This is a genomic window from Streptomyces sp. NPDC048483, from assembly GCF_040651455.1.
GTDB lineage: Bacteria > Actinomycetota > Actinomycetes > Streptomycetales > Streptomycetaceae > Streptomyces.
This window is the reverse complement of the sequence record NZ_JBEZJZ010000046.1, coordinates 1-23,336: the sequence shown is the minus strand read 5'-3', so window position 1 is coordinate 23,336 and position 23,336 is coordinate 1. Positions and strand designations below refer to the sequence as shown.

General features: G+C 71.9%; 20 protein-coding genes and 1 pseudogene. 7 read left to right on the top strand and 14 right to left on the bottom strand.

Features of this window, described 5'->3' with window-relative positions; genetic code table 11:
* Window positions 1-97: 97 nt before the first annotated feature.
* From AB0D04_RS22775 to AB0D04_RS22750, 6 genes are all read right to left on the bottom strand, one after another.
* A complete protein-coding gene (locus tag AB0D04_RS22775; RefSeq protein WP_362706188.1) occupies window positions 98-1,327 on the bottom strand; it encodes an RNA polymerase sigma factor in 1,230 nt (409 codons plus the stop codon).
* A gap of 241 nt (window positions 1,328-1,568) precedes the next feature.
* Window positions 1,569-3,479 carry a DNA primase gene (gene dnaG / locus AB0D04_RS22770; RefSeq protein ID WP_362706186.1) on the bottom strand — a complete coding sequence of 637 codons (1,911 nt, stop codon included), beginning with the start codon at window positions 3,477-3,479 and terminating at the stop codon, window positions 1,569-1,571.
* 73 nt (window positions 3,480-3,552) lie between these two features.
* Window positions 3,553-4,569: a pyridoxal-phosphate dependent enzyme gene (locus AB0D04_RS22765; protein ID WP_362706184.1), complete on the bottom strand. Its 1,017-nt coding sequence runs from the start codon at window positions 4,567-4,569 to the stop codon at window positions 3,553-3,555.
* Window positions 4,570-4,578: 9 nt separating this feature from the next.
* On the bottom strand, window positions 4,579-5,841 hold the full coding sequence (locus AB0D04_RS22760; RefSeq protein WP_362706182.1) for an FAD-dependent oxidoreductase: 1,263 nt from the start codon (window positions 5,839-5,841) through the stop codon (window positions 4,579-4,581).
* 210 nt (window positions 5,842-6,051) lie between these two features.
* Entirely contained in the window at window positions 6,052-7,383 is a 1,332-nt protein-coding gene (locus tag AB0D04_RS22755; RefSeq protein ID WP_362706179.1) for a deoxyguanosinetriphosphate triphosphohydrolase, read from the bottom strand.
* A complete protein-coding gene (locus AB0D04_RS22750) occupies window positions 7,380-8,294 on the bottom strand; it encodes a sirohydrochlorin chelatase (RefSeq protein ID WP_362706177.1) in 915 nt (304 codons plus the stop codon). Before AB0D04_RS22750 ends, AB0D04_RS22755 begins: the two co-directional genes overlap by 4 nt.
* A 161-nt stretch (window positions 8,295-8,455) precedes the next feature.
* On the opposite strand from AB0D04_RS22750, the gene AB0D04_RS22745 reads away from it, so the two are divergent.
* A complete protein-coding gene (locus tag AB0D04_RS22745; RefSeq protein ID WP_362706174.1) occupies window positions 8,456-10,597 on the top strand; it encodes a molybdopterin oxidoreductase family protein in 2,142 nt (713 codons plus the stop codon).
* 83 nt (window positions 10,598-10,680) lie between these two features.
* A complete protein-coding gene (locus AB0D04_RS22740) occupies window positions 10,681-11,058 on the top strand; it encodes an isomerase (RefSeq protein ID WP_362706172.1) in 378 nt (125 codons plus the stop codon).
* 15 nt (window positions 11,059-11,073) lie between these two features.
* Here AB0D04_RS22740 and AB0D04_RS22735 read toward each other — a convergent pair whose 3' ends face one another.
* The 3 genes and pseudogenes from AB0D04_RS22735 to AB0D04_RS22725 all read right to left on the bottom strand — a co-directional run.
* Window positions 11,074-12,354, bottom strand: a complete 1,281-nt coding sequence (locus AB0D04_RS22735; protein ID WP_362706169.1) for an MFS transporter — start codon at window positions 12,352-12,354, stop codon at window positions 11,074-11,076.
* Window positions 12,355-12,445: 91 nt separating this feature from the next.
* A complete protein-coding gene (locus tag AB0D04_RS22730; RefSeq protein ID WP_362706166.1) occupies window positions 12,446-13,465 on the bottom strand; it encodes an adenosine deaminase in 1,020 nt (339 codons plus the stop codon).
* A 128-nt stretch (window positions 13,466-13,593) separates the two neighbouring features.
* Window positions 13,594-14,010, bottom strand: a pseudogene (locus tag AB0D04_RS22725) (gamma-glutamylcyclotransferase family protein); the annotation flags it as partial.
* Window positions 14,011-14,184: 174 nt separating this feature from the next.
* Between AB0D04_RS22725 and AB0D04_RS22720 the strand changes: the two are divergent.
* Window positions 14,185-14,892, top strand: coding sequence for an ElyC/SanA/YdcF family protein (locus AB0D04_RS22720; RefSeq protein WP_362706163.1), 708 nt, complete (start codon window positions 14,185-14,187; stop codon window positions 14,890-14,892).
* 15 nt (window positions 14,893-14,907) lie between these two features.
* Here AB0D04_RS22720 and AB0D04_RS22715 read toward each other — a convergent pair whose 3' ends face one another.
* Both AB0D04_RS22715 and cutA read right to left on the bottom strand, forming a co-directional pair.
* Window positions 14,908-15,939 carry a hypothetical protein gene (locus AB0D04_RS22715; protein WP_362706160.1) on the bottom strand — a complete coding sequence of 344 codons (1,032 nt, stop codon included), beginning with the start codon at window positions 15,937-15,939 and terminating at the stop codon, window positions 14,908-14,910.
* Entirely contained in the window at window positions 15,939-16,235 is a 297-nt protein-coding gene (gene cutA / locus AB0D04_RS22710) for a divalent-cation tolerance protein CutA (RefSeq protein ID WP_362706266.1), read from the bottom strand. The genes AB0D04_RS22715 and cutA overlap by 1 nt, the downstream gene beginning before the upstream one ends.
* A 326-nt stretch (window positions 16,236-16,561) precedes the next feature.
* Between cutA and AB0D04_RS22705 the strand changes: the two genes are divergently transcribed.
* A complete protein-coding gene (locus AB0D04_RS22705; protein ID WP_362706158.1) occupies window positions 16,562-16,927 on the top strand; it encodes a cupin in 366 nt (121 codons plus the stop codon).
* 96 nt (window positions 16,928-17,023) lie between these two features.
* Entirely contained in the window at window positions 17,024-17,854 is an 831-nt protein-coding gene (locus AB0D04_RS22700) for a class I SAM-dependent methyltransferase (protein WP_362706156.1), read from the top strand.
* Between the two features lie 45 nt (window positions 17,855-17,899).
* Here AB0D04_RS22700 and AB0D04_RS22695 read toward each other — a convergent pair whose 3' ends face one another.
* A complete protein-coding gene (locus AB0D04_RS22695) occupies window positions 17,900-18,688 on the bottom strand; it encodes a TSUP family transporter (RefSeq protein ID WP_362706154.1) in 789 nt (262 codons plus the stop codon).
* Between the two features lie 416 nt (window positions 18,689-19,104).
* Here AB0D04_RS22695 and AB0D04_RS22690 point away from each other — a divergent pair, with 416 nt between their 5' ends.
* Together AB0D04_RS22690 and AB0D04_RS22685 are read left to right on the top strand one after the other, a co-directional pair.
* Complete coding sequence (locus tag AB0D04_RS22690; RefSeq protein WP_362706151.1) at window positions 19,105-19,419, top strand: hypothetical protein; 315 nt, start codon at window positions 19,105-19,107, stop codon at window positions 19,417-19,419.
* A gap of 381 nt (window positions 19,420-19,800) precedes the next feature.
* A complete protein-coding gene (locus AB0D04_RS22685) occupies window positions 19,801-20,661 on the top strand; it encodes an immunity 49 family protein (protein WP_362706148.1) in 861 nt (286 codons plus the stop codon).
* Between the two features lie 573 nt (window positions 20,662-21,234).
* Here the strand turns inward: AB0D04_RS22685 and AB0D04_RS22680 are convergent.
* On the bottom strand, window positions 21,235-21,429 hold the full coding sequence (locus AB0D04_RS22680) for a hypothetical protein (protein WP_362706146.1): 195 nt from the start codon (window positions 21,427-21,429) through the stop codon (window positions 21,235-21,237).
* Between the two features lie 77 nt (window positions 21,430-21,506).
* The gene (locus AB0D04_RS22675; protein ID WP_362706144.1) at window positions 21,507-22,925 is read right to left on the bottom strand and encodes a ferric reductase-like transmembrane domain-containing protein; all 1,419 of its coding nucleotides are present in this window, start codon (window positions 22,923-22,925) and stop codon (window positions 21,507-21,509) included.
* Between the last annotated feature and the right edge of the window lie 411 nt (window positions 22,926-23,336).

Here is a 23,336-nt window from a genome sequence, read left to right as displayed (position 1 = left end):
ACCGCGGACGTAGGCCTCCAGGTCCTGTCCGGGCGGCAGCGTGCCGTCGTGGTCGAGCACACCCGGGTCGTTACGGGGCGCGAAGGTGACCGCGCCCCTAGTCGAGGTAGCCGCGTAGCTGGTCGGCGAAGGCGTGGTCGCGCAGCTTGTTGAGGGTTTTGGATTCGATCTGGCGTATGCGTTCGCGGGTGACGCCGAAGATGCGGCCGATTTCCTCGAGGGTGCGGGGGCGGCCGTCGGCGAGGCCGTAGCGGAGCTGGACGACCTTGCGTTCGCGTTCGCCGAGGGTGGACAGGACGGCGTCGAGGTGTTCGCGGAGCAGGAGGAAGGCGGCGGATTCGACGGGGGAGGCGGCGTCGCCGTCCTCGATGAGGTCGCCCAGGGCGACGTCGTCCTCCTCGCCGACGGGGGCGTGCAGGGAGATGGGTTCCTGGGCCAGGCGCAGGACCTCGCTGACGCGTTCCTCGGTGAGGTCGAGGTGGGCGGCGACCTCTTGGGGGGTGGGTTCGTAGCCTCGCTCCTGGAGCATCCGGCGCTGGACGCGGACCACGCGGTTGATCAGCTCGACGACATGGACGGGGACGCGGATCGTGCGGGCCTGGTCGGCGAGGGCGCGGGACATGGCCTGGCGGATCCACCAGGTGGCGTAGGTGGAGAACTTGTAGCCGCGGGCGTAGTCGAATTTCTCGACGGCGCGGATGAGACCGAGGTTGCCCTCCTGGACGAGGTCGAGCATGGTCAGGCCGCGGCCCACGTAGCGCTTGGCGACGGAGACGACCAGGCGGAGGTTGGCCTCGATCAGGCGGCGTTTGGCGATCCGGCCCAGGACGACCAACCGGTCGAGGTCATGGGCGAGTTGGGAGTCCAGGTCGGGGGCGGTGATGAGCTTTTCCTCGGCGAAGAGTCCGGCCTCGACGCGGCGGGCAAGGTCGACCTCCTCGGCGGCGGTCAGCAGGGGGATCCGGCCGATCTCGCGGAGGTACTGGCGGAAGAGGTCGGAGGACGGGCCGCCCGTATCGGGGCGGGGCGCGGGGTTTGGGGACTCCCGGGGCTCCGGGGCGCTCTGCCCGGCGAGCGACTCTGTGGCGGGCGCCCCGGACTGCTGCGGCACGGTGACCGGCTCCGTGGCCGGTTCCGCGGGGGCCGGCGCGTCGGCGAGGGTCTGGGTCTGCACGGGGGCGACCTCCAGGGTGATCGCTGCGAGGGCGGCAGAAGGGCCGGGTACGGATGCGGCCGAGCCGCCGTCCGCCCCGTACGTCACGAGCGGATGTGCGGGGGATTCCGGATCAGGACAGCCGGACCCGCCGCGCTCCGAGGACTCAGGCACCGCTCCTCAGTGTGGAGTACGACACACTCCTGCCACGAGGGGCGTGCGTCCACTTTTTGAGTCCGGTCCGTGACCGGACGGCTACCGCGGGGTGTCACGGGGGCCCTAGGGGCGGGGGGAACAGATCCCCTAGGGGATGCGGGCGCCCCCTGTGGGGCCACAACGCAGGGTGACCGGGTGGTGTTCCCGAAGTGGCATTCCCCGTGTTCGCCGGGTGGTGTTCCCAGGGGCTGCGGGGTGCCTACAGGGCGGCGTAGCCGCGTTCGCGGAGGGACTGGCCGTATTGCTGGAGGACCCAGAGTTCGTTCTGGACGGCGGTGAGGTGTTCGGGGTCGGCGCGGGGGCCCAGGCGCTGGAGGGTGCCGCGGATTTCGGTGACGCGGTGGGTGACGGCGGCGAGGCGGACGGCGACCAACTGGACGCCGGCGTAGGCGTCGTCGGGGTCGCGGCGGGTGTGCAGGGGCTCCACGGCCAGTTCTCTGACCATGGCGCGGACCGTGTCGTCGGCGGCGGCGTCGATGACGCGGGTGAGGTAGTCGTGGTCGGCGGCCGTGGCGCCGCCCGCGTCCTCGATGCACTGGCGGACCGTGGCGTAGGGCGGGGCGGTGAACTCGTCGGTCCCGTAGGCGTCGAAGGCCGGGGAGACCAGGTCGGGGCGCTGGAGGGCGAGCTTGAGGAGTTCGCGTTCGACGCGGTGGGCGGGGCTGCGGAGGTTGAGGGCGGGGCCGCGGGGGCCGGGTGCGGGGCGCTCCGGCTCGGGGGCGGCGGCGGGACCGCCGCGTCGCTGCCCGCGGCCCTGGTCGCCGCCGTCGCGGCCGCGCTCACGGGCCCAGCGGGCGAGCTGGCCGACCCGGCGGACGACGAACTGGGTGTCCAGGATGCCGAGCATGCCGGCCAGCTGGACGGCGGATTCGTGCTGGATGGAGCTGTTCTTGATGTGGGCGACGATCGGGGCGGCTTCGTCGAGGGCGGCGGCGCGGCCGACGGTGGTGTCGAGGTTGTGGCGCGAGACGACGTGGCGCAGGGCGAACTCGAAGAGCGGGGTGCGGGTCTCGACGAGGTCGGCGACGGCCGGGTCGCCCTTGGCCAGGCGCAGGTCGCATGGGTCCATGCCGCCGGGGGTGATGGCGATGGAGGTCTCGGCGGCGAACTTCTGGTCGTCCTCGAAGGCGCGCAGGGCGGCCTTCTGGCCGGCGGCGTCGCCGTCGAAGGTGAAGATGACCTCCGCGTTGGCGTTGTCCATCAGGAGGCGGCGCAGGATCTTGATGTGGCCCTCGCCGAAGGAGGTGCCGCAGGTGGCGATGGCCGTCGTCACGCCCGCCAGGTGGCAGGCCATGACGTCGGTGTAGCCCTCGACGACGACCGCGCGGTTGGTCTTGGCGATCTCTTTCTTGGCGAGGTCGATGCCGTAAAGGACCTGGGACTTGCGGTAGAGGGGGGTCTCGGGGGTGTTGAGGTATTTGGGGCCGTTGTCGTCGTCGCGGAGCTTGCGGGCGCCGAATCCGACGACCTCGCCGGCGATATCGCGGATCGGCCACATCAGGCGGCCGCGGAAGCGGTCGATGGGGCCGCGGCGGCCCTCCTGGGAGAGGCCGGCGAGGACCAGTTCCTGGTCGCTGAAGCCGCGGCCGCGCAGGAAGCGGGTGAGGTGGTCCCAGCCGGCCGGGCTGTAGCCGACGGCGAAGTGCTGGGCGGCGGCCTGGTCGAAGCCGCGCTCGGCGAGGAATTTCCGGGCGATCTCGGCCTCGGGGCTGTCGAGCTGCTCGACGTAGAACTGGGCGGCGGCCTTGTGGGCCTCGACCAGGCGGGTGCGTTCGCCCTGCTGGCGGCCGGGGGTGTAGCCGCCCTCCTCGTAGCGCAGGGTGATGCCGGCCTGGGAGGCGAGCCGTTCGATGGTCTCGGCGAAGGAGAGGTGGTCGATCTTCATGATGAAGTCGACGGTGTCGCCGCCCTCCTGGCAGCCGAAGCAGTGGTAGAGGCCCTTGGCGGTGCTGACGTGGAAGGACGGGGACTTCTCGTCGTGGAAGGGGCACAGGCCCTTGAGGTTGCCGCCGCCGGCGTTGCGGAGCTGGAGGTACTCGGACACGACGGCGTCGATCGGGACCGCGTCCCGTACCGCCTTCACATCGTCATCGTTGATCCTGCCTGCCACGCGTGAAGTCTACGGTGGGGGTCGGACAGTCCCCGCCGCGCGGCCGTCCGGGCGGCGCGGCAGCGGTCCGGCGTCAGTGCGACATCAGCCCGATGAAGCGGTCCAGGCCGATGTTGCCGCCCGAGATGATCACGCCGATACGCGGTGGGAGCGGGGCGATGCGCCGGGCGAGGAGGGCGGCGAGCGCGGTGGCGCCGCTGGGCTCGGTGACGATCTTGAGTCGTTCGAAGGCCAGCTTCATGGCGGCGCGGATGTCGTCGTCGGAGACCAGGACGATCGCCTCGAGGAGCTTCTGGTTGATGGCGAAGGTCAGCTCGCCGGGGGTCTCGGCGGCCTGGCCGTCGGCGATGGTGCGCGGGACGGGGATGGCGACCCGGTGCCCGGCCGCCAGGGAGCGCAGGGTGTCGTCGCCCGCCTCCGGCTCGACGCCGATCATGCGGATGCCGGGTACCAGGGCCGTGGCGGCGGTGGCGGAGCCCGCCATCAGGCCGCCCCCGCCGACCGGCGTCAGCAGCGCGTCCAGCGGGCCGGTCTCCTCGATCAGCTCGAGGGCGGCGGTGCCCTGCCCGGCGATGATGTGCGGATGCTCGTACGGGGGGATCAGGGCCAGGCCGCGCTCCTCGGCCAGCCGCCCGCCGATCGCGACGCGGTCGCCGGTGTAGCGGTCGTAGGTGACGATCTCGGCGCCGTAGCCCGCGGTGGCGTCGAGCTTGGACTGCGGCGTGTCCTCGGGCATGACGATGACGGCGTGGCTGCCGAGCTCGCGGGCGGCGAGCGCGACGGCCTGGGCGTGGTTGCCGGAGGAGTACGCGGCGACCCCGCGGGCGAGCTGCTCCGGGGACAGCCGCGAGAGGGCGTGGTAGGCGCCGCGGAACTTGAACGCCCCGGCCCGCTGGAAGTTCTCGCACTTGAGGAAGACCTCGGCGCCGACCAGTGCGTCGAGGGTGCGGGAGCGCAGCACGGGCGTGCGGTGGGCGACGCCCGCCAGCCGCCCGGCGGCGTCCCGGACGTCGTCGAGGGTGACGGCCGGGACGCCGGTGCCGGTGGTACGGGCGCGACCGGTGGGGCTGTTGGTCTTCCGGGCTGTCATACGGGCACGCTACGGGAGCAGCGACTCCAGCGGTACCTCCGGATCCGCCAGGGTGTCGGGGTCCAACCGGTGCCCGGAGCGGATGAGTTGCTGGAGGGTTTCGGTGACGTCCCAGGTGTTGACGTTCATGCCCGCCAGGAGGCGGCCCTCGGCGAGCCACAAGGCGATGAACTCCCGCTTGGCGAGGTCGCCCCGGCACACCACCTGGTCGTAGCTGCCGGGCGGGGCGTAGCCGGAGTACTCCATGCCGAGGTCGTACTGGTCGGAGAAGAAGTACGGGATGCGGTCGTAGCTGACGTCCTGGCCGAGCATGGCGCGGGCGGCGGCCGGGCCGCCGCCCAGGGCGTTGGCCCAGTGTTCGACGCGGATCCGGCTGTCCAGGAGGGGGTGGTCGGCGGCCGCGACGTCGCCGGCGGCGTAGATGTGCGGGTCGGAGGTGCGCAGCGAGGCATCCACCGCGATGCCGCCGCCGTCGTAGCGGTCGACCAGGGCCAGGCCCGACTGTTCGGCGAGGGCGGTGCGCGGGGCGGCGCCGATCGCGGCGAGCACGTCGTGGGCGGGGTGTTCCTCGCCGTCGTCGGTGCGCACCGCGAGCACCATGCCGTCCTGGCCGACGATCTCGGTGAAGCGGGCGCCGAAGTGGAAGCGGACGCCGTGTTCGCGGTGGAGGTCGGTGAACAGGTCGCCGAGTTCGGGGCCGAGGACGCCGTGCAGCGGTGTCGGTGCGGGCTCCACGACGGTCACCTCGGCGCCGTAGGAGCGGGCCGCGGCGGCGACCTCCAGGCCGATCCAGCCGGCGCCCGCGATGACCAGGTGGCCGTTGTCGCGGCCCAGGGAGGCCAGCACGCCGCGCAGCCGTTCGGCGTGGGCGAGGCGGCGCAGGTGGTGCACGCCGGCGAGTCCGGTGCCGGGGATGTTGAGGCGGCGGGGTTCGGCACCGGTGGCCAGGAGGAGCTTGTCGTAGACGATCAGGGTGCCGTCGCCGAGGCGTACGGTCCTGGCCGCGGCGTCCAGGTGGACGGCGGGCTGGCCGAGGTGCAGTTCGATGTGGGCCCGGGCGTACCAGGCGGGTTCGTGGACGAAGACACTGTCCCGTTCCTCCCTGCCGAGCAGATACCCCTTGGAGAGCGGGGGGCGTTCGTAGGGGTGGTCGCGCTCGTCACAGATGAGGATCACCCGGCCGGTGAAGCCCTCCGAGCGGAGCGTCTCGGCGGCCTTCGCCCCGGCCAGGCCACCCCCGACGATGACGAACGTCTGGTGTGCGTCGACCACTTGCTTCCTCCTCGTTGCGGTGCCGTACGGCCGCGTCCGCGTCCGTGAACGCCCCGGTGCTGCCCCCGATTTCCGGTGTCCCCCATGGATGTGTCCGGCGTGGTCAGGGTTCCCCGTCGGGGTTCCCCGTCCGGTGTCCCCGTGCGAAACGGTCGTGTTCGAGCGTCCCGCACGGAGGGTGATGGGGGAAGGGGGAGTTCCTCCCCAGGGTCACCCTGGGTTGCCCTGAGTGTTACCAGGACGACGCGTGAGGCGGGCGTGAAGAGAGCGTGCGGAGGCGTCGGTGAGGGCCGCGATCTGGTCGATGACGGCGCGCATCCGGGCGGTGTCGTCCTCGGCGGTGTCGAACAGCGAACGGAACTGCGGATCAAGGCCGTCGGGGGCGCGGGCGAGCAGCGCCTCGGCCAGTTCGGCGATGACGACACGCTGGTCGGCGCGTACCGCTTCCTGGTCGGGACGCTGCATGACGTACCGGTCGGCGACGGCCTTCAAAACGGCGCATTCCAGCCGTGTTTCGGCCGGAACCACCAGGTGCGCGCCGTAGCGGGTGAGCCGTCCGGTGCCCCATGCGGTCCTGGTGGCGGCCTCTGCGGCCAGGCAGAAGCGGCCGATCAGCTGGCTGGTGGCGTCCTTGAGACGGGCCTGGGCCAGCGCGGATCCGTCGTAGCCGTGCGGCCACCACTCCTGCTCCAGGAGGCGGTCCAGGGCGGCGGCCAGCTCCGCGGGCTCGGCGCCGGGGGCGTAGCGCGCGGCGGCGACCGTGAAGATCTCGGCGCGTTCGGCGTCGGCGAGCAGGAGGTTGGGGTCGAGATGGCCGGCGTGCAGCCCGTCCTCGACGTCGTGCACCGAGTACGCCACGTCGTCGGACCAGTCCATGACCTGCGCCTCGAAGCTGCGCGCGGCGGCGGGCGCGCCTTGGCGGAACCAGTCGAAGACCGGCAGGTCGTCGGCGTAGACACCGAACTTCGGGGAGGCGGGGTCGGTGGGGTGCGCGCCGCGCGGCCAGGGGTATTTGGTGGCGGCGTCCAGGGCGGCGCGGGTGAGGTTGAGGCCGACGCTGAGGGCCGTGCCGTCCGGGGCGGGCACGAACCGCTTGGGTTCGAGGCGGGCCAGCAGCCGCAGCGACTGGGCGTTGCCCTCGAAGCCGCCGCAGGGTGCGGCCACTTGGTTGAGCGCCTGTTCGCCGTTGTGCCCGAAGGGCGGGTGGCCGAGGTCGTGCGCCAGGCAGGCGGCCTCGACGAGGTCCGGGTCGCAGCCCAGGGCGGCGCCCAGTTCGCGGCCCACCTGGGCGCACTCCAGGGAGTGGGTCAGCCGGGTGCGCGGGCTGGCGTCCCAGACGTGGGTGAGGGAGCCGGGGGTGACGACCTGGGTCTTGCCGGCCAGGCGGCGCAGCGCGGCGGAGTGCAGGACGCGGGCCCGGTCGCGTTGGAAGGCGGTGCGGCCGGGGCGTTTGTCGGGCTCGGCGACCCAGCGTTCGGCGTCCGCCTCGGTGTAGCCCAGGGTGCCGGAGGCCTGGCCGGTTGTCGATGGTGTGCCCGTCATACAGCGACGGTAGCCGCCTGGATGCCGTTGGGGCCGGATCCGGTACGCGTCAGGGGTGCCTGGTCGTGCGCCTGGTCGTAGCGGTGGAGTACGAGGCGGGCGAGGGCGGGGTGGTCGCCGAGGGGCGCGGCGGCGAGGTCGGGGGCGTGGGCGGCGCACTGGGCGGCGAAGCGGCCGGGGGCGGTGAAGCAGGAGGCGATGGCGATCCGGTCGTGGCCGCGGGCGGTGAGGAGTCGGACGGCCTCGGGGACGCCGGGTGTGGCCGCCGACGCATACGCGGGGAGTACGGGGACGCCGCCGAGGCGGGCCGAGAGAAGGCGGCCGATGCGGGCGGTGTCGGCGGCGGACCGGGCCGAACGGGAGCCGGCCGAGGCCAGGACGACGGCCGTGCGGTGGCGGGCGGGCGCCTGGGGGAAGCCGGCCTCCAGGAGACGGTCGTGCAGCGCCTCCGCCAGGAGGGGGTGCGGGCCCAGTGGCGCGGCGGTCCGCCCCGAGAGGTGCGGCGCGGCCGCCAGGGCGGCGGGCAGGTCGTGGGTGACGTGGTAGCCGTGGCCGAAGAGGAGCGGTACGAGGACGGCCTCGCCGCGCAGCTCCCGGAGGGTGTCGGCGAGCAGCGGCCGGTTCAGCTCGATATGGCCGAGCCGTATGTCCAGGCCGGGGCGGAGGGCGCGGACCCGGTCGAGGAGAGCGTGGACGGTGTGCAGGGCGCGCGGGTCGCGGCTGCCGTGGGCGACGGCGACCAAAGTGGGGGCGGCGTCGCCGGGGGCTGGCCTCGGGCGCCGGAAGCCGTGCAGCCGGACGCGGCTGAGCTGGCTGCTCAGCTGGGCGGTGATCTCGGTGGCGAGTCCGGGCGTGGCGGGGGTGAGGTCGACCGGGGCCGGGGCGGGCTGGGGCGATATCGACTCCGTCATGGCGGGAGCCTGGCAGCCGGTCGTTGCGGTTCCGTTTCCCCGCGGGGAAATCCGTGTGCCGTGCGGCCTCCGCACGGTGTCCTCCCCGTGGGAGGTGCCCGCCGCGCACCCGAAACACTTGTGAACCGCGCCCGTAACACCCGCGTACCACGCTGGCGCGTATGAACGCCCCGGTTGCCCCAGATGCCCCGACGGTCGACACGCACTGCCCGTACTGCGCTCTCCAATGCGGTATGGGGCTGCGGCCCACGGGGGTGGCCGCAGCCTCCCGCCTGGAGATCGTCGAGCGGACCGGCTTCCCGGTCAACCGGGGCGCGCTGTGCGGCAAGGGCCGTACGGCGCCCGAGCTGCTGGCCCCGGGGGTGCGGCTGACCGGCCCGCTGGTGCGCGACGCCGCCACCGGGGAGCTCGTCCCCGCCACCTGGGACGCGGCCCTGGACCGGGTTGCGGACGGGCTGCGGAGCGCAGGGGCGGAGCACGGCCGGGACGCGGTCGGGGTGTTCGGCGGCGGCGGGCTGACCAATGAGAAGGCCTACGCCCTGGGGAAGTTCGCGCGCGTCGCGCTCGGCACCTCGCAGATCGACTACAACGGCCGTTTCTGCATGTCATCGGCGGCGGCGGCGCACGGCAGGGCGTTCGGCCTGGACCGCGGGCTGCCGTTCCCGCTGGCCGATGTGGCCAAGACCGGCTGCGTCATCCTGGTCGGCTCCAACCTGGCCGAAACCATGCCGCCCGCGCTGCGCTATCTCACCGAGCTGAAGGAGAACGGCGGTCGGCTGATCGTCGTCGACCCGCGCCGCACCCGCACCGCCGAACAGGCCGATCTGCATCTCGCGCCCCGCCCCGGCACGGACCTCGCGCTGGCGCTGGGGCTGCTGCACCTGGTGGTGGCCGAGGGCCGTACGGACGAGGAGTTCATCGCGGAGCGCACCAGCGGCTGGGAGGAGGCGCGGGCGGCGGCGATGGCGCACTGGCCGGAAATGGTCGAGCGCATCACGGGCATCGCGGTGCCCCAGCTCCGCGAGGCCGTCCGGCTGTTCTGCGATGCCGACTCCTCGATGGTGCTGACGGCGCGCGGGCCCGAGCAGCAGGCGAAGGGCACCGACACCGTGGGCGCCTGGATCAATCTGTGCCTGGCCACCGGGCGGGCGGGCCGGGAACGGTCCGGCTACGGGTGCCTGACCGGCCAGGGCAACGGCCAAGGGGGCCGCGAGCACGGCCAGAAGGCCGATCAGCTGCCCGGCTACCGCAAACTCGACGACCCGGCGGCCCGCCGGCATGTGGCAGAGGTGTGGGACGTCGACCCCGACTCGCTGCCGGGTCCCGGCCGCAGTGCCTACGAGCTGCTGGACGCGCTGGGCGGCGATATCCGCGCGCTGCTGCTGATGGGCTCCAACCCGGTGGTCTCGGCGCCGCGGGCCGCCCATATCGAGGAGCGGATCCGGTCGCTGGACTTCCTGGCCGTCGCCGATGTGGTGCTGTCGGAGACGGCGGCCCTGGCGGACGTGGTGCTGCCGGTCGCCCAGTGGGCGGAGGAGACCGGGACCACGACCAACCTGGAGGGCAGGGTCCTGCTGCGCCGCCGCGCCCTGGACCCGCCGCCCGGCGTCCGTACGGACCTGGAGGTGATCGGCGGGCTGGCGGCGCGGCTGGGCCGGGAGAAGGGCTTCCCCACCGACCCGGAGGAGGTCTTCGACGAGTTGCGGCGGGCCTCGGCGGGCGGGCCGGCGGACTACTCCGGCATCACCTACCGGCGGATCGCGGCGGAGGACGGGGTGTTCTGGCCGTGCCCGGTGCGTCCGGAGGAGGGCGACCATCCCGGTACCCCCCGTCTCTTCCTGGACCGCTTCGCGACGCCCGACGGCCGGGCCCGGTTCGTCCCCGTCACCCACCGTCCGGCGGCCGAGGAGCCGGACGACGCGTACCCGGTGGTGCTGACGACCGGCCGGGTGCTGGCGCAGTACCAGTCGGGCGCACAGACCCGCCGGGTGGCCGAGCTGAACGCCGCCGAGCCGGGGCCGTTCGTCCAGCTCCACCCGCGGCTGGCGGAGCGGCTCGGCATCGCGGACGGCGAGCCGGTCGCGGTGGTCTCCCGGCGCGGCCGGGCGGTCGCCCCGGCGCGAGTGAGCGGCGCGATCCGCCCCGATACGGTCTTCATGCCGTTCCACTGGCCGGGGCCGGGCCGGGCCAACACCCTGACCAATCCGGCGCTCGATCCGACGTCGCGGATGCCGGAGTTCAAGGTGTGCGCGGTGCGGGTGGAGCGGGTGGAGCGGGCGGAGCGGGCGGAGCGGGCGGGCTGAGCTTTCCGTTCCGTTGGCTTTCGGTTCCGTAGGCTTCGGTTCGGTGCACCTGCACCGCCCGCCACCCGGGAGGAGAACCGAACATGCCGCACATACTCGTCGATTACGACGCGACGCTGCAGGAGTTCCTCGATCGTCGCCGCTTCGCACACGAACTGCATGCGCTGGCCGCGAAGACGGTCGACGGCATCACCGTCGAGAGCTGCAAGACCCGCTTCCGCTGCGTCGATGAGGTCGTCATCGCGCACGACGAGCCCCAACACGCCCTGATCCACGTGGACTTCGCGATCCTGCCGGGCCGTACGACGGAGACCAAGTCCGTACTGAGCCGGGCGGTCCTCGACCTGGTGAGCAGCCACACGGCGGCGGCGTCGGGCGTGACGGTCCACGCCTCCGTCGATGTCCGCGACCTCGACGGGTCGTACACCAAGCGGGAGGCGCCGGCGACCGGGCAGCGGTGAAGACGGCCGGGATCCTCATCCGCGGGATCGTCGAGTGCCCCCGCGTCGGACCGGGTTGAGCAGCGCGAAGACGCCGCAGGCCAGCACCGCCAGCAGCGCACCCGCCCGCAGCAGCGCCGGCACGCCGTAGGTGGTGGCGAGGGCCGCGACGACGTACGGGGTGAACATGCCGGTGTAGGCCAGTGTCCAGAACAGTGAGGTCATCCGGGCGAGTTGGGCCCGGGGGGCCAGGGCGGCGACCTCGGTGAGGCCGAAGCTCAGGGTCAGCCCGTAGCCGGCGCCGAGGACCGCGGCGGCGGCGAGTGCGAGCCAGGGCCGGCTCTGGGCGGCGGCGGGTGCGGCGAGGGCGAACCCGGCCGCGATCACCAGGAGCCCGGCGACTCCGGTGGCCGGCCGGTGCCGGGTGGCGAGGCGACGGGCCAGCGGCTGGACGGCCAGCCCGGCGCCGGGGACAACGGCGGTGGCAACTCCGGCGTAGACGGTCCGCCATCCGGCCAGGCCGCCGTCGACCAGGCCGGGAAGGGTGACGAACCCGATCGTGGGGGCCGCGAACACCCAGGGGGCGACCGGCAGCAGCGCCCGCCAGAAGCGGGCCCGCGGGAAGGGCCGGTCCGCCGCCGCGGAGCCCTCCCCCGCCGGCCGGGACCTCGTCGGCCGGGACTCCGGCGCACCGAACGCGGCGGCTCCCGCACCGGCCGCCAGTACGAGGTGCGGCAGATAGGCGGTCAGCGTCGGGTACGGCGCCCACTGGGCGATCAGGGAGGCGGCCAGTCCGCCCGAGGCGAAGCCCGCCGAGACGAACATCCCCGACCGTTTGGCGGCCGCGCCCGGCGAGGTGTCCGGGTCGTACGGAGGGGAGGACAGTTCCTTCACCCAGGCGCTGCCGGCGGCCAGCAGCGCACCCGCGCCGACGCCGGTCAGCAGGCGTCCTGGAAGCAGCCACCAGGTGGCGGCCGAGCCCGCCATCAGCAGACAGGTCGACAGCAGGCTGACGCCCAGGGCGATGAGCGCCACCGGGCGGCGGCCGTGCCGGTCGGCCAGCGGGCCGCCGGCCAGCAGCCCGGGGATCAGCCCGACGACGTACACCGCTATCAGCCCGGTCGCCGAGGACTCCGACAGACCCGCCTCGGTGCGGTAGGTGCCCAGCAGGGCGGAGAACTGGTTGGCGCTCCAGCCGGAGGCCAGCATCGTCCAGGCAACGCGCAGCCCGTAGCGGCGGTTCGGCGGGGAGGGGGCGGTGGCACGGACACCGGCGGCCGGCCCGGTGCTCGCGTGATGCTTCACTGTGGTGCTCATGGCGGCCAGTCTCGGCACCGGGGGCCGGGCGGCGCCTCCCGCGTTCACGATTCCTGAACGCCCGTACCGGCCGCCCCTGGGGCGCGGCGCCCTAGTACGCCGCAAGCTCCTTCAAATAGGCCGCCCGCGTCCCCTCGTCCAGGAACGACGCCTGGAACGAATTACGCGCAAGGGTCCGCAGCGTCTCGTCGTCGAGGCCGAGGGCGTCGCGTACCGCAGTGAAGTTGTCGTGTGCGTAGCCGCCGAAGTAAGCCGGGTCGTCGGAGTTGACGGTGACCAGCAGACCGGCGTCCAGCATGGCGGGGAGCGGGTGGTCGGCGAGGTCGTCGATGACGCGGAGCCGGACGTTGGACAGGGGGCAGACGGTGAGCGGGATCTGGTCCGCCACCAGGCGGGCGACCAGCCGCTCGTCCTCCAGGGAGCGCACGCCGTGGTCGATCCGGTCGACGCCGAGGATGTCCAGGGCCTCCCACACGTAGGAAGGGGGCCCCTCCTCCCCCGCGTGCGCCACGCACTTGAGCCCGGCCTCCCGCGCCAGCGCGTAGACCTCCTTGAACTTCGACGGCGGGTGCCCGACCTCGGCCGAATCCAGGCCGACGGCGGTGATCCGGTCGAGGTACGGGCGGGCCGCCTCGAAGGTCGCCAGGGCCGATTCGGCGCTCTCGTCGCGCAGGAAGCACATGATCAGGCGGGTGCTGATGCCGTACGTCTCCCGGGCGCCGTCCAGCGCGCGGGACAGCCCGCGGATGACCGTGCCGATCGGGACGCCGCGCGCGGTGTGCGCCTGCGGGTCGAAGAAGATCTCGGCGTGCCGTACGCCCTGCTCCCTGGCGCGCGCCAGATAGGCGTTCGTGAGGTCCGCGAAGTCGTCCTCAGTGCGCAGCACGGCCATCAGCGCGTAGTAGAGGTTGAGGAAGGACTGCAGGTCGGTGAAGGAGTAGGCGCGGCGCAGCTCGTCCTGGGTGGCGTACGGGAGGGTGACGCCGTTGCGCTCGGCGAGGGCGAAGGCCAGCTCCGGTTCCAGGGTGCCTTCGATGTGGAGATGCAGCTCCGCCTTGGGCAGCGGGGGCCTGGCAGCGGATGCGGCGGAGGGGGACGGGGAGGGAGGCACGCGGGTTACACCTGTTCTGCGGTACGGGAGGGATCGTCCAGGTTAGCGGGGTCTTGATCGTCGGCCGGGGCCCGGCCCGAGGCTCCCGGGCCGACCGGGTTGCGGGCCCGCTCGATGGCCGTGGCGCTCAGCCAGCACCCGCCCTCGATGAGGGTCCCGGTGGCGCGCAGCCGGGCGGCGAGAGGCTCGGCCGCCAGGTAGACCCAGGCCCGTACGGTGCTGCCGTCGGGGCGGACGGCCTCGGTGGCCACCCGCTCGTAGACGTTCTCCGGGTCGCCGGGGGCGTAGCCCTCGAGCCGGTCCAGCACCGCGCGGACCTCGTCGTAGTCGGCGTCGCGGGGCCGGACGAGGGTGCCGTGGACGACGGAGTCCGCGGGCCCGGCTATCGCGTACGGGTATCCGGGGCCGTCGTAGAGCAGCGCGCCGCCGATCCGGGCGGGTTCCTCGGTGACGGTCCGGCCGCGCAGGGTCCAGGTGTGGTTGGCCTCGCCGGGGCGCAGCGTTCCGTAGACGAAGAACGGCAGCCGCTCGGGGTGGGTGGTCATGGGCGGTGAGTCCTCTCCAGAGGTGCCGGGTGCCTTCTGAGCTGTGATGTTGTCCCCCAGTGCAACCTTGCCAGGCGGCCGGTGCAACCATCACCGGCCACCGGGCGTCGCAGCTTGCGACGACGATCACCAGCCGGAAATGGAAGCCGGTCACCACCGGGGACGGGGGCAGGGATGCGAAGACAGGGGCCGGGGCTTGCGTGGCGCATACGCGACGGTGCGCGCCGTATACGGCTGCCGCGGACCCGCCGCGGATGGCGCCGCACGTATCAGGTCGTGGTCGCCGTGACAGTGCTCGCCCTCGCGCCTGCGACCTGGATGAACGCCACGGCCGGCCCCCGTATCCGTACGGTCGCCGAGGCGCCCGTCGCGCCGGTTGCCGTGGTCTTCGGCGCGGGCCTGTGGAACGGCGCACCGTCCCCGTACCTCGCCCACCGCCTGGACGCGGCGGCCGAGCTCTACGACCGCGGCACGGTCCGCGCCATCCTGGTGACCGGCGACAACAGCAGCCATGACTACGACGAGCCGGACGCGATGCGCACCTATCTGGTGCGGCACGGCGTCCCGGCCCGGAAGATCGTCAGCGATTACGCGGGCTTCGACACCTGGGACTCGTGCAGCCGCGCGCACCGCATCTTCGGCGTGAACCGGGCGGTGCTGGTCAGCCAGGGCTTCCACATCCGGCGGGCGCTGGCGCTGTGCGAGGCGGCCGGGATCGATTCCTACGGGGTGGGGGTCGCCGCCAAGCACGATGTGACCTGGGCCTATGGCGGCGTACGGGAGATCTTCGCGGCGGGGAAGGCGGCGGCGGACGCGGCATTGCGGCCGGATCCGCGCTTCCTCGGGCCACGCGAGAAGGGGGTGGCGGAGGCCCTGCGGTAGGGCCTCCGCCGGTCCTCAGCTCTCCTGGGTGGCGCGGGCGTACAGGTCGAAGACGGCGTCGTCGAAGTACGGGCTGTAGGAGATCCGGTCGCTGTGCGGGCCGGTCGGGCCGCCGCCGTTGAGGCCGCCGATCAGGCCGATGACGCGGCCCGTCCGGGTGCGCTCGTTGTAGTCCGTCAGCCAGGGGCTGCCGGAGGTGCCGCCGTAGAACCCGCCGCATTCCATGCGCAGTTGGCGGGTTCCGGTCAGCCGCTTGGTGCGGGTGTCGCAGCGTACGGCCCGGTCCTGCGGGTCGTTGCGGACGCTGGGGTAGCCGATGACGGTGACCTGGTTGGTGTAACCGGGTGTGGCGGCAAGGGTGTTTCCGCCGGTGACCGATTCGAGCGTGCGGCCCTCGCTGTCCGGTGCGACGGTGGCAAAGGCGAAGTCGAGGTCGGCGCCGGCCCCGGTGGTGCCGCGGTCGTCGTAGGCGAAGGCCTCGCCGATCGCCCAGACGCCGTACGGCTGGGTGGTCGCGCCGGAACGGTACTGCGGGACGAAGGCGGCGCGCGTGCCGGGGTTGCAGTGCCCGGCGGTGAGAATCAGATTGCCCTGCGGGCTGTGCACCACGCTGGCGGTGCAGTGGTGCGTCTTCGCGTCACCGTCGACGGAGAACAGCACGCCGACCGACGGGATGCCGCCGAAGTGGCGTGCGGCGGGCGCGCGCCCGGACGTGACCGAAGGCCGGGTGGTGGCCCCGGCGGGCGGTAGGGGCGTGGTGCGGGGCCGGGCCGAGCCGGGTGCGTGTGCTATCGCCGCGGCCATCCGTTTCGGCGTCCAGTAGGCGGCGGCGTCCTTGCTGGTCCAGGTCGTACGGGGGGTCTCGTCGCGATCGCCGTCGGGCGCACCGGTGGTCCCGCCCTGGTCGCCGTCGAGCACCCCGAGGGTCCCGCCCTGATCGCCGTCGGCCCTCCCGACGGCCATGGCCACGCCGCCGACCGGTGCCGTCGCCAGGCCCAGCGTGACGCCGAGCGCCACCGCCGCCGCCCTCCCCCATCGCTGCCGCATCAGCTCGTCTCCTTCGCGACCCAGGCCAGGTAGTCGGCGCCGCCCCGGGTGATGGGGGTGGCGATGATCTCGGGTGTCTCGTAGTCGTGCGCGTCGCGGAGATAGGCCTCCAGCGCCTCGTACCGCGCGGCCGCCGTCTTGAACAGCACCTGCCACTCCTGGCTGGTCTCGACGGCGTTCTCCCACCGGAACACCGAGGTCACCGGCGCGCTGACCTGCGCACAGGCCGCGATCCTGCCCTCGATCGCGCCGTGCGCCAGCCGCTCGGCCTTGTCCTCGCTGTCGGTGGTCGTCATCACGGTCAGGTACTGCGCCGACTGCCCGCCCGGATCGGACAGTTCGGCTGCTGGGTACGGCTCGGGGTCGGCCACGGGTGCGCATCCTTCGCGGTGGGGAACACGGGCGGATCTCCGTCGGCATACGGGGCGATCGCCTCGCATCGTACGCACCGTGATCATCATCCTGGCCGTGACGGGCCACCCCAGGCGCGCATACACCCGGACGCCCCCTTTCCTCCGCAGACACCCCGCCTTATACCGGAACGCCCAGGTTGCGGCACCCCGTGCAGCGGCAAGGATGGAAGGGGAATCCCGCCGCCGGTCCGCACGGAAAGGCCCGCACCATGAATGACCTGAATACCCTCGTCCGTGATCAGATCGACGACGCCAGAGCCTCCGCGCACGGCCGCAGCGCCCATCTCTTTCTGCACGACGGCCCGCTGCGGCAGACCGTGATCGCCCTGATCGCCGGGGCCTCGCTGGACGAGCACAACACTCCGCCGGCGGCGAGCCTGCAGGTACTGAAGGGGCGGGTCCGGCTGACCCGGGCGCGCGGGAACCAGGAACTGAAGGCCGGTCAGGTCGCCGCGATCTCGCACGAGCGGCACGGACTGCTGGCCCTGGAGGACTCGGCGGTGCTGCTGACGGCAGTGATGACGGTGGCACCGCGGCCGCTGGGCCCGCCGCCACTGGTGGCGGCACGCGGCTGACCGCCCACGCGCCGCTCCCCCCACCCCTTGCCCCTTGCCCCTTCTCCAACTTTCCCACTCTTCACATTTTTCTGAATGTTCCGTATCATCGACAGCATGAGCCAGAAGCCGGGCACGCCGGACACCAAGGTGCAGCTGACCGGGGAGACGGAAACACTCCTCGCCACTCTCTACGGCCGCGCGGTCGACAGTCGCGCGAAGCAGCCGATACTCGGCGACACCATGGCCGCCGAGACCGTACGGCGGCTCGACTACGACTTCACCAAACTGCGCATGGGCCCCGGCGATGCGGCCGGAGTCGCCCTGCGGGCACGGCAGTTGGACGTCTGGACGGCGCGCTTCCTCGCCGCGCACAAGGAGGCCGTGGTGGTGCATCTGGGCTGTGGCCTCGACACCCGCGTTCACCGCCTCGACCCCGCCGCCGGGGTGCACTGGTACGACATCGACTACCCCGAAGTCATCGCACTGCGCCGGAAGCTGTATCCGGAGCGCGAGGGCTACACCACCCTCGCGTCCTCCGTCACCGACCCCGCCTGGACGGCGCAGCTGCCCTCCGACCTGCCGACGATCATCGTCGCCGAGGGCCTGCTGATGTATCTGACCGAGGAGGACGGCACGGCCCTGCTGCGGCGGCTGATGGGCCACGCGCCGAGCGGTGAGCTGGCCTTCGACGCCTTCAGCAGGTTCGCCATCCGCACGCAACGGATCAACCGCATCGTCGTGGACGCCGGCGCGACGCTCCACTGGGGCACGGATGCCGCGGGCATAGCGGCGCTGAACCCGAAGCTGGAGATCGTCGAGAACATCAGCGCTCTGGAGATACCCGGCATGGAGAAGCTGCCGGCGGCCCACTGGGCGGCGGCGCGGGTGACGTCGCACATACCCGGAGTGCGGGACATGGCCCGGATGTACCACTGCCGCTTCTGAGCGCCGGCGACCGTCGGCAGCCGGGCGGGCGGCCGCTTCCCCGCCTCAGCCGGCCAGCCACTGGTCGAAGGCCAGCTTGCCAAGCAGCCCGATGACCACGACCACCAGCACCCCACGGACGAAGCCGGCACCGCGCTTGAGGGCCATCCGGGCCCCGATCAGACCGCCCGTGAGATTGAACAGCGCCAGCAGCGCGCCGAGTTGCCACAGCACGGTGCCCTGGATCGCGAACATCGTCAGCGCGCCGATATTGGTGCAGACATTGACGACCTTGGACATGGCGGACGAGGTGACCAGATCCATGTGCAGGATCGCGGCGAGCGCGACGATCAGGAAGGCACCGGTGCCGGGCCCGATCAGCCCGTCGTAGAAGCCGATGCCCAGCCCCGCGACGAGAAGAGCCGCCAACACCCGCTGGCGGGTGACCGGTTCGGAGGGCGCGGGGGCGGTGCCGAAGGCGGGCCGGAAGAGGATGAAGGCGAGCACCGCAAGGAGTACGGCCATGATCAGCGGCCGCAGGACCGCACTGTTGATACCCGCCGCGAAGAACGCCCCGCCGAGCGATCCGGCAAGCGCGGCAAGACCGATACGCAGCGCCATCCGTACATCGAGCGGCGTCTTGCGGACGTAGGTGACGGCGGCCGCGGTGGTGCCGACGATGGCCGTGGACTTGTTGGTGCCGAGGACGTAGGCGGCGGGCGTATGCGGCAGCCCGACCAGCAGGGCGGGCAGAAGCAGGAGCCCGCCGCCGCCCACCACGGCGTCGATCCAGCCGGCGGCGAGGGCGGTGAGGCAGAGGAGGGTCAGGGTAAGGAGTGATATGTCATGGGGCACCGGTTGATCCTACGAACAGGCGGCGCAGCCCCTTTCCCTCGCTCCGGCGGTCTGATGTCAACGGACAACAGGCGCTGCGTGCGTGCATGCGGGGACAGGAGGTCGGCGCGAGGCCGTCTGCCCCGCCCAAGGCAACGGGGAGCGGAATAACTTCACCGGCTTCTCGGCGAAGTGGCGTGTCCAAGCACATGACATGGCAGATTTCGCACGCCCCAGATGGACAGCCACTTCCAGGAGCCGGTCGGGGACAGGTAGAAATTCCACGAGAGTTGGCGACAGGATTGCGTTGTGGAGCGGTCGAGAACACGGGGCGAGAGCCATGCGGCATGATGCCCCCGTGAAATACCTACGGGGCGGCGCAAAGGGGGGGCGAGAGGATGTCCCGGCTCAAGGCCGCCTGAAGACGAAAGGTCCGTATGCCGCAGCCCAACCAGCCCGAGTCGGAACGCCCGGTTCCCACCAACGCAGAAGAAGCGCTGGCAATAGGCCGTGCCCGCTTTGAGGCCCTCTGTGACGACGGCACCCCCGCTCCCCTTTACGTCCAGGAATTCGATATCGGCTACCTCATCTACGCCGTATTCCCTCCGCCCGCCGCCCCCGACGACCTTCCCTCCTTCGGCGGCAGTCATCTGGTCATCTCCAAAGCGGACGGCGCTCTCTCCTACGTGCCCAACTATCCTCCCGAGTCAGCGATAGAGCTGTACCGCGAGCGCCACCAGCCCCATCCCTAGGCTCCATCGACTCCGTCCGCAAGCATCGGTCCAGCCCTTTGGACTGGTAGGAACCCCCGATGCATGGGTGTTTCGCCGACGATGTGGCGTTGCCCGAGATCAGCGCACTCCCTTGAGTCAGTGAATAGGCCGGCGTCTTCGGCTCCTTGGCTTTAACCATTACGTATTCCACCTTTCCTTCGCCCAGAGCTCTTGCGAGATCTCTTGCGAGTTCCAACTCTTCGCCACCGGGCCCGTCGGGGTCTCTTAGGCCCGGGCTTTCATGAGACTCGAGATGAATATGCCGGATACACTATAGAGCGATTCGAACTCCCGAAGAAGGACTTCGATATCGACAACCCCAAATAAGCGCTCTCGCATCGACCAGAGGAGCAATTCAAGGTGCCTCTTGCCGTTTCCCGGCACGCGTTCCCCACCGCGAGTATCGCGCGCGGCATCGAGGCTCTCAGCGATGACGTGAGAGAATCGATGGAAAATCTGGAAGAGTCGCCGCACACGTTCAACATCACATTGGGAACGGCTCTGATGACGGCCCGGGCGCGACTCGCCCTGAATCCCAGAGGAAACGAGCTCGAGACGTGGGAAGCATTCGTCTCGGCAATGCAGGTCGCGTCGGCGCTCTTCACCTCAGCGACCGCAACCCAGGGCACGGTTCATTGCCGCATCGCGGATGAGATGAGGACGATCCCGGCCACCGGCCCACAGCATTACGCAGACGCCGGCAACTGGATCACCGCCTTCTGGCTCGCCCTCATCTGCCGCGAACAAGATCGCATGACTCAGCTGTGCAATGTCCCCATCTCACTGCTACGCGCCTCCGGCGCGGTCTACGACGAATATGTGTACGCGTGGGTAGATACCCTGCAAACCTTCTGGCTGGAAGGCCCAGATTTGGGCGACAAACTGATCGCCGCGATGGACGGCACGGCGACCGAGGCACTGCAGGTCGCCAGCAGCGAACTGGTGCTGAATATCCTTTACCCGCCGATCAATCTGTTCTACTGGTTTCTCCGCCAAGACCACGAAGGCTTCAACACCGAACTGGCCAAGGCACTGCAGTGGCACAAGGAATACTGGACCGATGACGAGGAACGCACAACCGAAACCGAAGGCCTCGTCGCGCTCGGACCGCTGGCCATCGCCAGCCTCGCCTACGACAATGGCTTCCCCATCGAGGTCGAATCCGAATACCTCCCCAAGAGCCTGCTGAACCGTGGCTGGCTGGGCGAGTTCGACACGTGAGTCACCGCTGCATCAGCGGTGGCTGGTTGTCGAGCACACCAGGTTGACACGTCACCTTGCGGAGAGGGCCGACCGACCAGAGGCTCCGCGCAAAGGGACACCCGTCGGTTCCGAGGACGGCTTCGGCGCATGGAATCGACCCCCAATCCAGCTCACCAACCACCAAGCAGCGAGAGCGACTCCACGGCGCCCAACAGCCCCACCGCGCCCGCCGCCTCCGTGTAAGCGCTTGCCCTCGTTCGCAGCCGATACGCCCTGCCCAAGCTGGTCGACGGCGCCCCACCCTCATGCATGTCCGCCGGGCGGCCGGAGCAACTGCGCGTCTTGCCAGGGCGAGCCTGCGGCGGCTGACTGGCGGAGAGCCCGCACCGGGGACTGGCGGCGGTCGCGGCCCGGCAACGGGGCGACCACCGGACAGATCGCCCTGGCCTGGCTGCTGGATCGCTGCCCCGTCCTGCTGCCCACCCTGGTACGGGTTTGCTCACCCACCCGGACGCGAACCTCTACGCAGCTTGGATCGCGCTCACGGAGGACGACATGGCGCTGCTCAGCGCAGCCGGCCGACGTCATCGCCTACGGCGCGGCCTGCGGCTCGGGGGACATGTGGCCCGTCGGGGCCCGGTCCGGGGCGGGCGGGGCGGCCGGGGCCACCGTCAAGGAGAGCAGGGTGGCGGTGAGCGCGCTCGCGCCCGCCAGGCAGGCGCCGAGCTGACGGCGGGCCCGGAGGGTGACGGCCGGGAGGGTCTGCGGTTTGCGGTGTCGGGCCATGCAAGTCACCAAGTCCTGGGAGCTAAGAGCGAGTTCAGGAGGGGGAGTTCCGAAGGGGGGAGTTCGGCAGGGGGAGTTCAGAAGGTGAAGCGCTCCGCGTGGATGCGGGAGGCCGGGACGCCCGCCTGTTGCAGTGCGGTGGTTGCGGCCCTGGTCATGCCGGGCGGGCCGCACAGGTACACATCGTGGTCGGGCAGGTCGGGGACGAGGTTGCACAGGGCGCGCGGGACCAGCGGGTCGAAGGGGTCGCCGGACGGGCCGAGGAGGTAGTGGAGGGCGGCGCCGCGCGCCTGGGCGATGGCCTCCAGTTCGTCGCGGAGGACCAACTGGGCGGTGCTGCCCGCCCGGTAGAGGAGGGTGAGGTCGCCGGGGCCGCCGGGGAGGGTTTCGAAGAGGGCGCGCAGCGGGGTGATGCCGACGCCGCCGGCGAGCAGCAGGACCTTGCGGCGGATGCGCCGGTGGGCGGTCAGGGCGCCGAACGGGCCGGTGGCCAGCACCCGTACGCCGGGGCGCAGTCGGCGGATGCGGCGGGTGTGGTCGCCGCATGCCTTGACGGTGATACGGAGGGTGTCGTTCCGGGGCGGGGCGGAGAGCGAGAAGGGCAGCGCCGTACACCACAGGCGCCGGTCCAGGAAGCGCCAGCGGAAGAACTGCCCCGGCTCGGCACGCAGCGCGTCCAGGGCCAGCCCCTGCAGGACGACCGAGACGACGTCGGGCCCCTCGCTGCGGACCTCAATGATGCGCAGGCTGTGGCGGAGCGCCTGGCGTACGGGGACGATCAGCCGGTACCAGATCAGCAGGACGCCGACGGTGGTGTGCAGCATCGTCCACAGCCAGGCGGCGAGCGGCCCGCCGGCCAGGTCGGGGCCGGAGAGCTGGTGGCCGAAGGCGAGGGCGGCGCCGAGGTAGGTCAGCAGGTGGAGGGCGCGCCAGGTCTCGTGGCGGAGGCGGCGGCGTACGGCGCGGGCGGAGGCGACGCCGACGGCGGCCAGCACGGCCGTACCGGCGGCGGCCGCCCCCAGGGCCGGGTAACCCAGCAGGCCAAGGGCGGCGGTGAGCAGATCGATGCCGGTGGCGGCGGTGTAGGCGCAGAGCGCGAGGGCGGCGTGGGCCAGGCACAGGGTGAGGACATAGCGGCCGCCCAGGGCATGCCAACGGGCCAGCCGATCGGCACCGATGCCGTGCTCGAGGGCGGGTACGCGGGCCATCAGCAGCAGCATGACGAGGATGCCGTACGCGGCGAGCAGGCCGCTGAGGTGCGCGAAGGTGGCGAAGAGCGCGTCGAGGCGGAGGGAGGGCGCGGCCTGCGCCAGCCAGAGGGCGACGACCGTCCCGGCGCCGGCGGCCAGCCCGGTGCGCAGGGCGCGCGGCGAGGTGCGCAGGGGCGGCGCGGTCCGGGGCGCCCGGGTGGGGCGGGGCGGTACGGCCTGCGGGGTGAGCCGCGAGTAGAGGGGGTGGACGGGGATCGGGTGCGCACGGTCGGGCTGGCTGGTCACGCGCCGAAACTACGGCCGCGCGGGGCGCCGAAACAGCAGGTCAGGGCCTAATTCCCGATCCTTAAGGCGGCCTTGAGGAACGGCTGAACGCGAGTTAAGAACGGCGGGACGCGGGAGAGCGAGGGGGGATGCGGCGCCTCTCACCGCCGGAGCGGCACCCTGCATACGAGGGCGGACGGGGCGGGAGGCACGGCACGTCTGCCGTGGTCGCGCGGATTCCCGTCGGGAGGCGCCGCGCCGGGTCACTGAGCGCTCAGTGACCCGGGGCCTTCGGGGTCGCGGTCGTCGTCGAGTACGGGGGCTGGGCAGAGCCGTGCGCCCCGGCTCTCCGCGACCCGGTGCGTTGCGGTGAGCGCCTCGGTCAACTCAACTGCCAGGAGCTGGAGTTCGCCGGACGTCCACTTCCGCTCC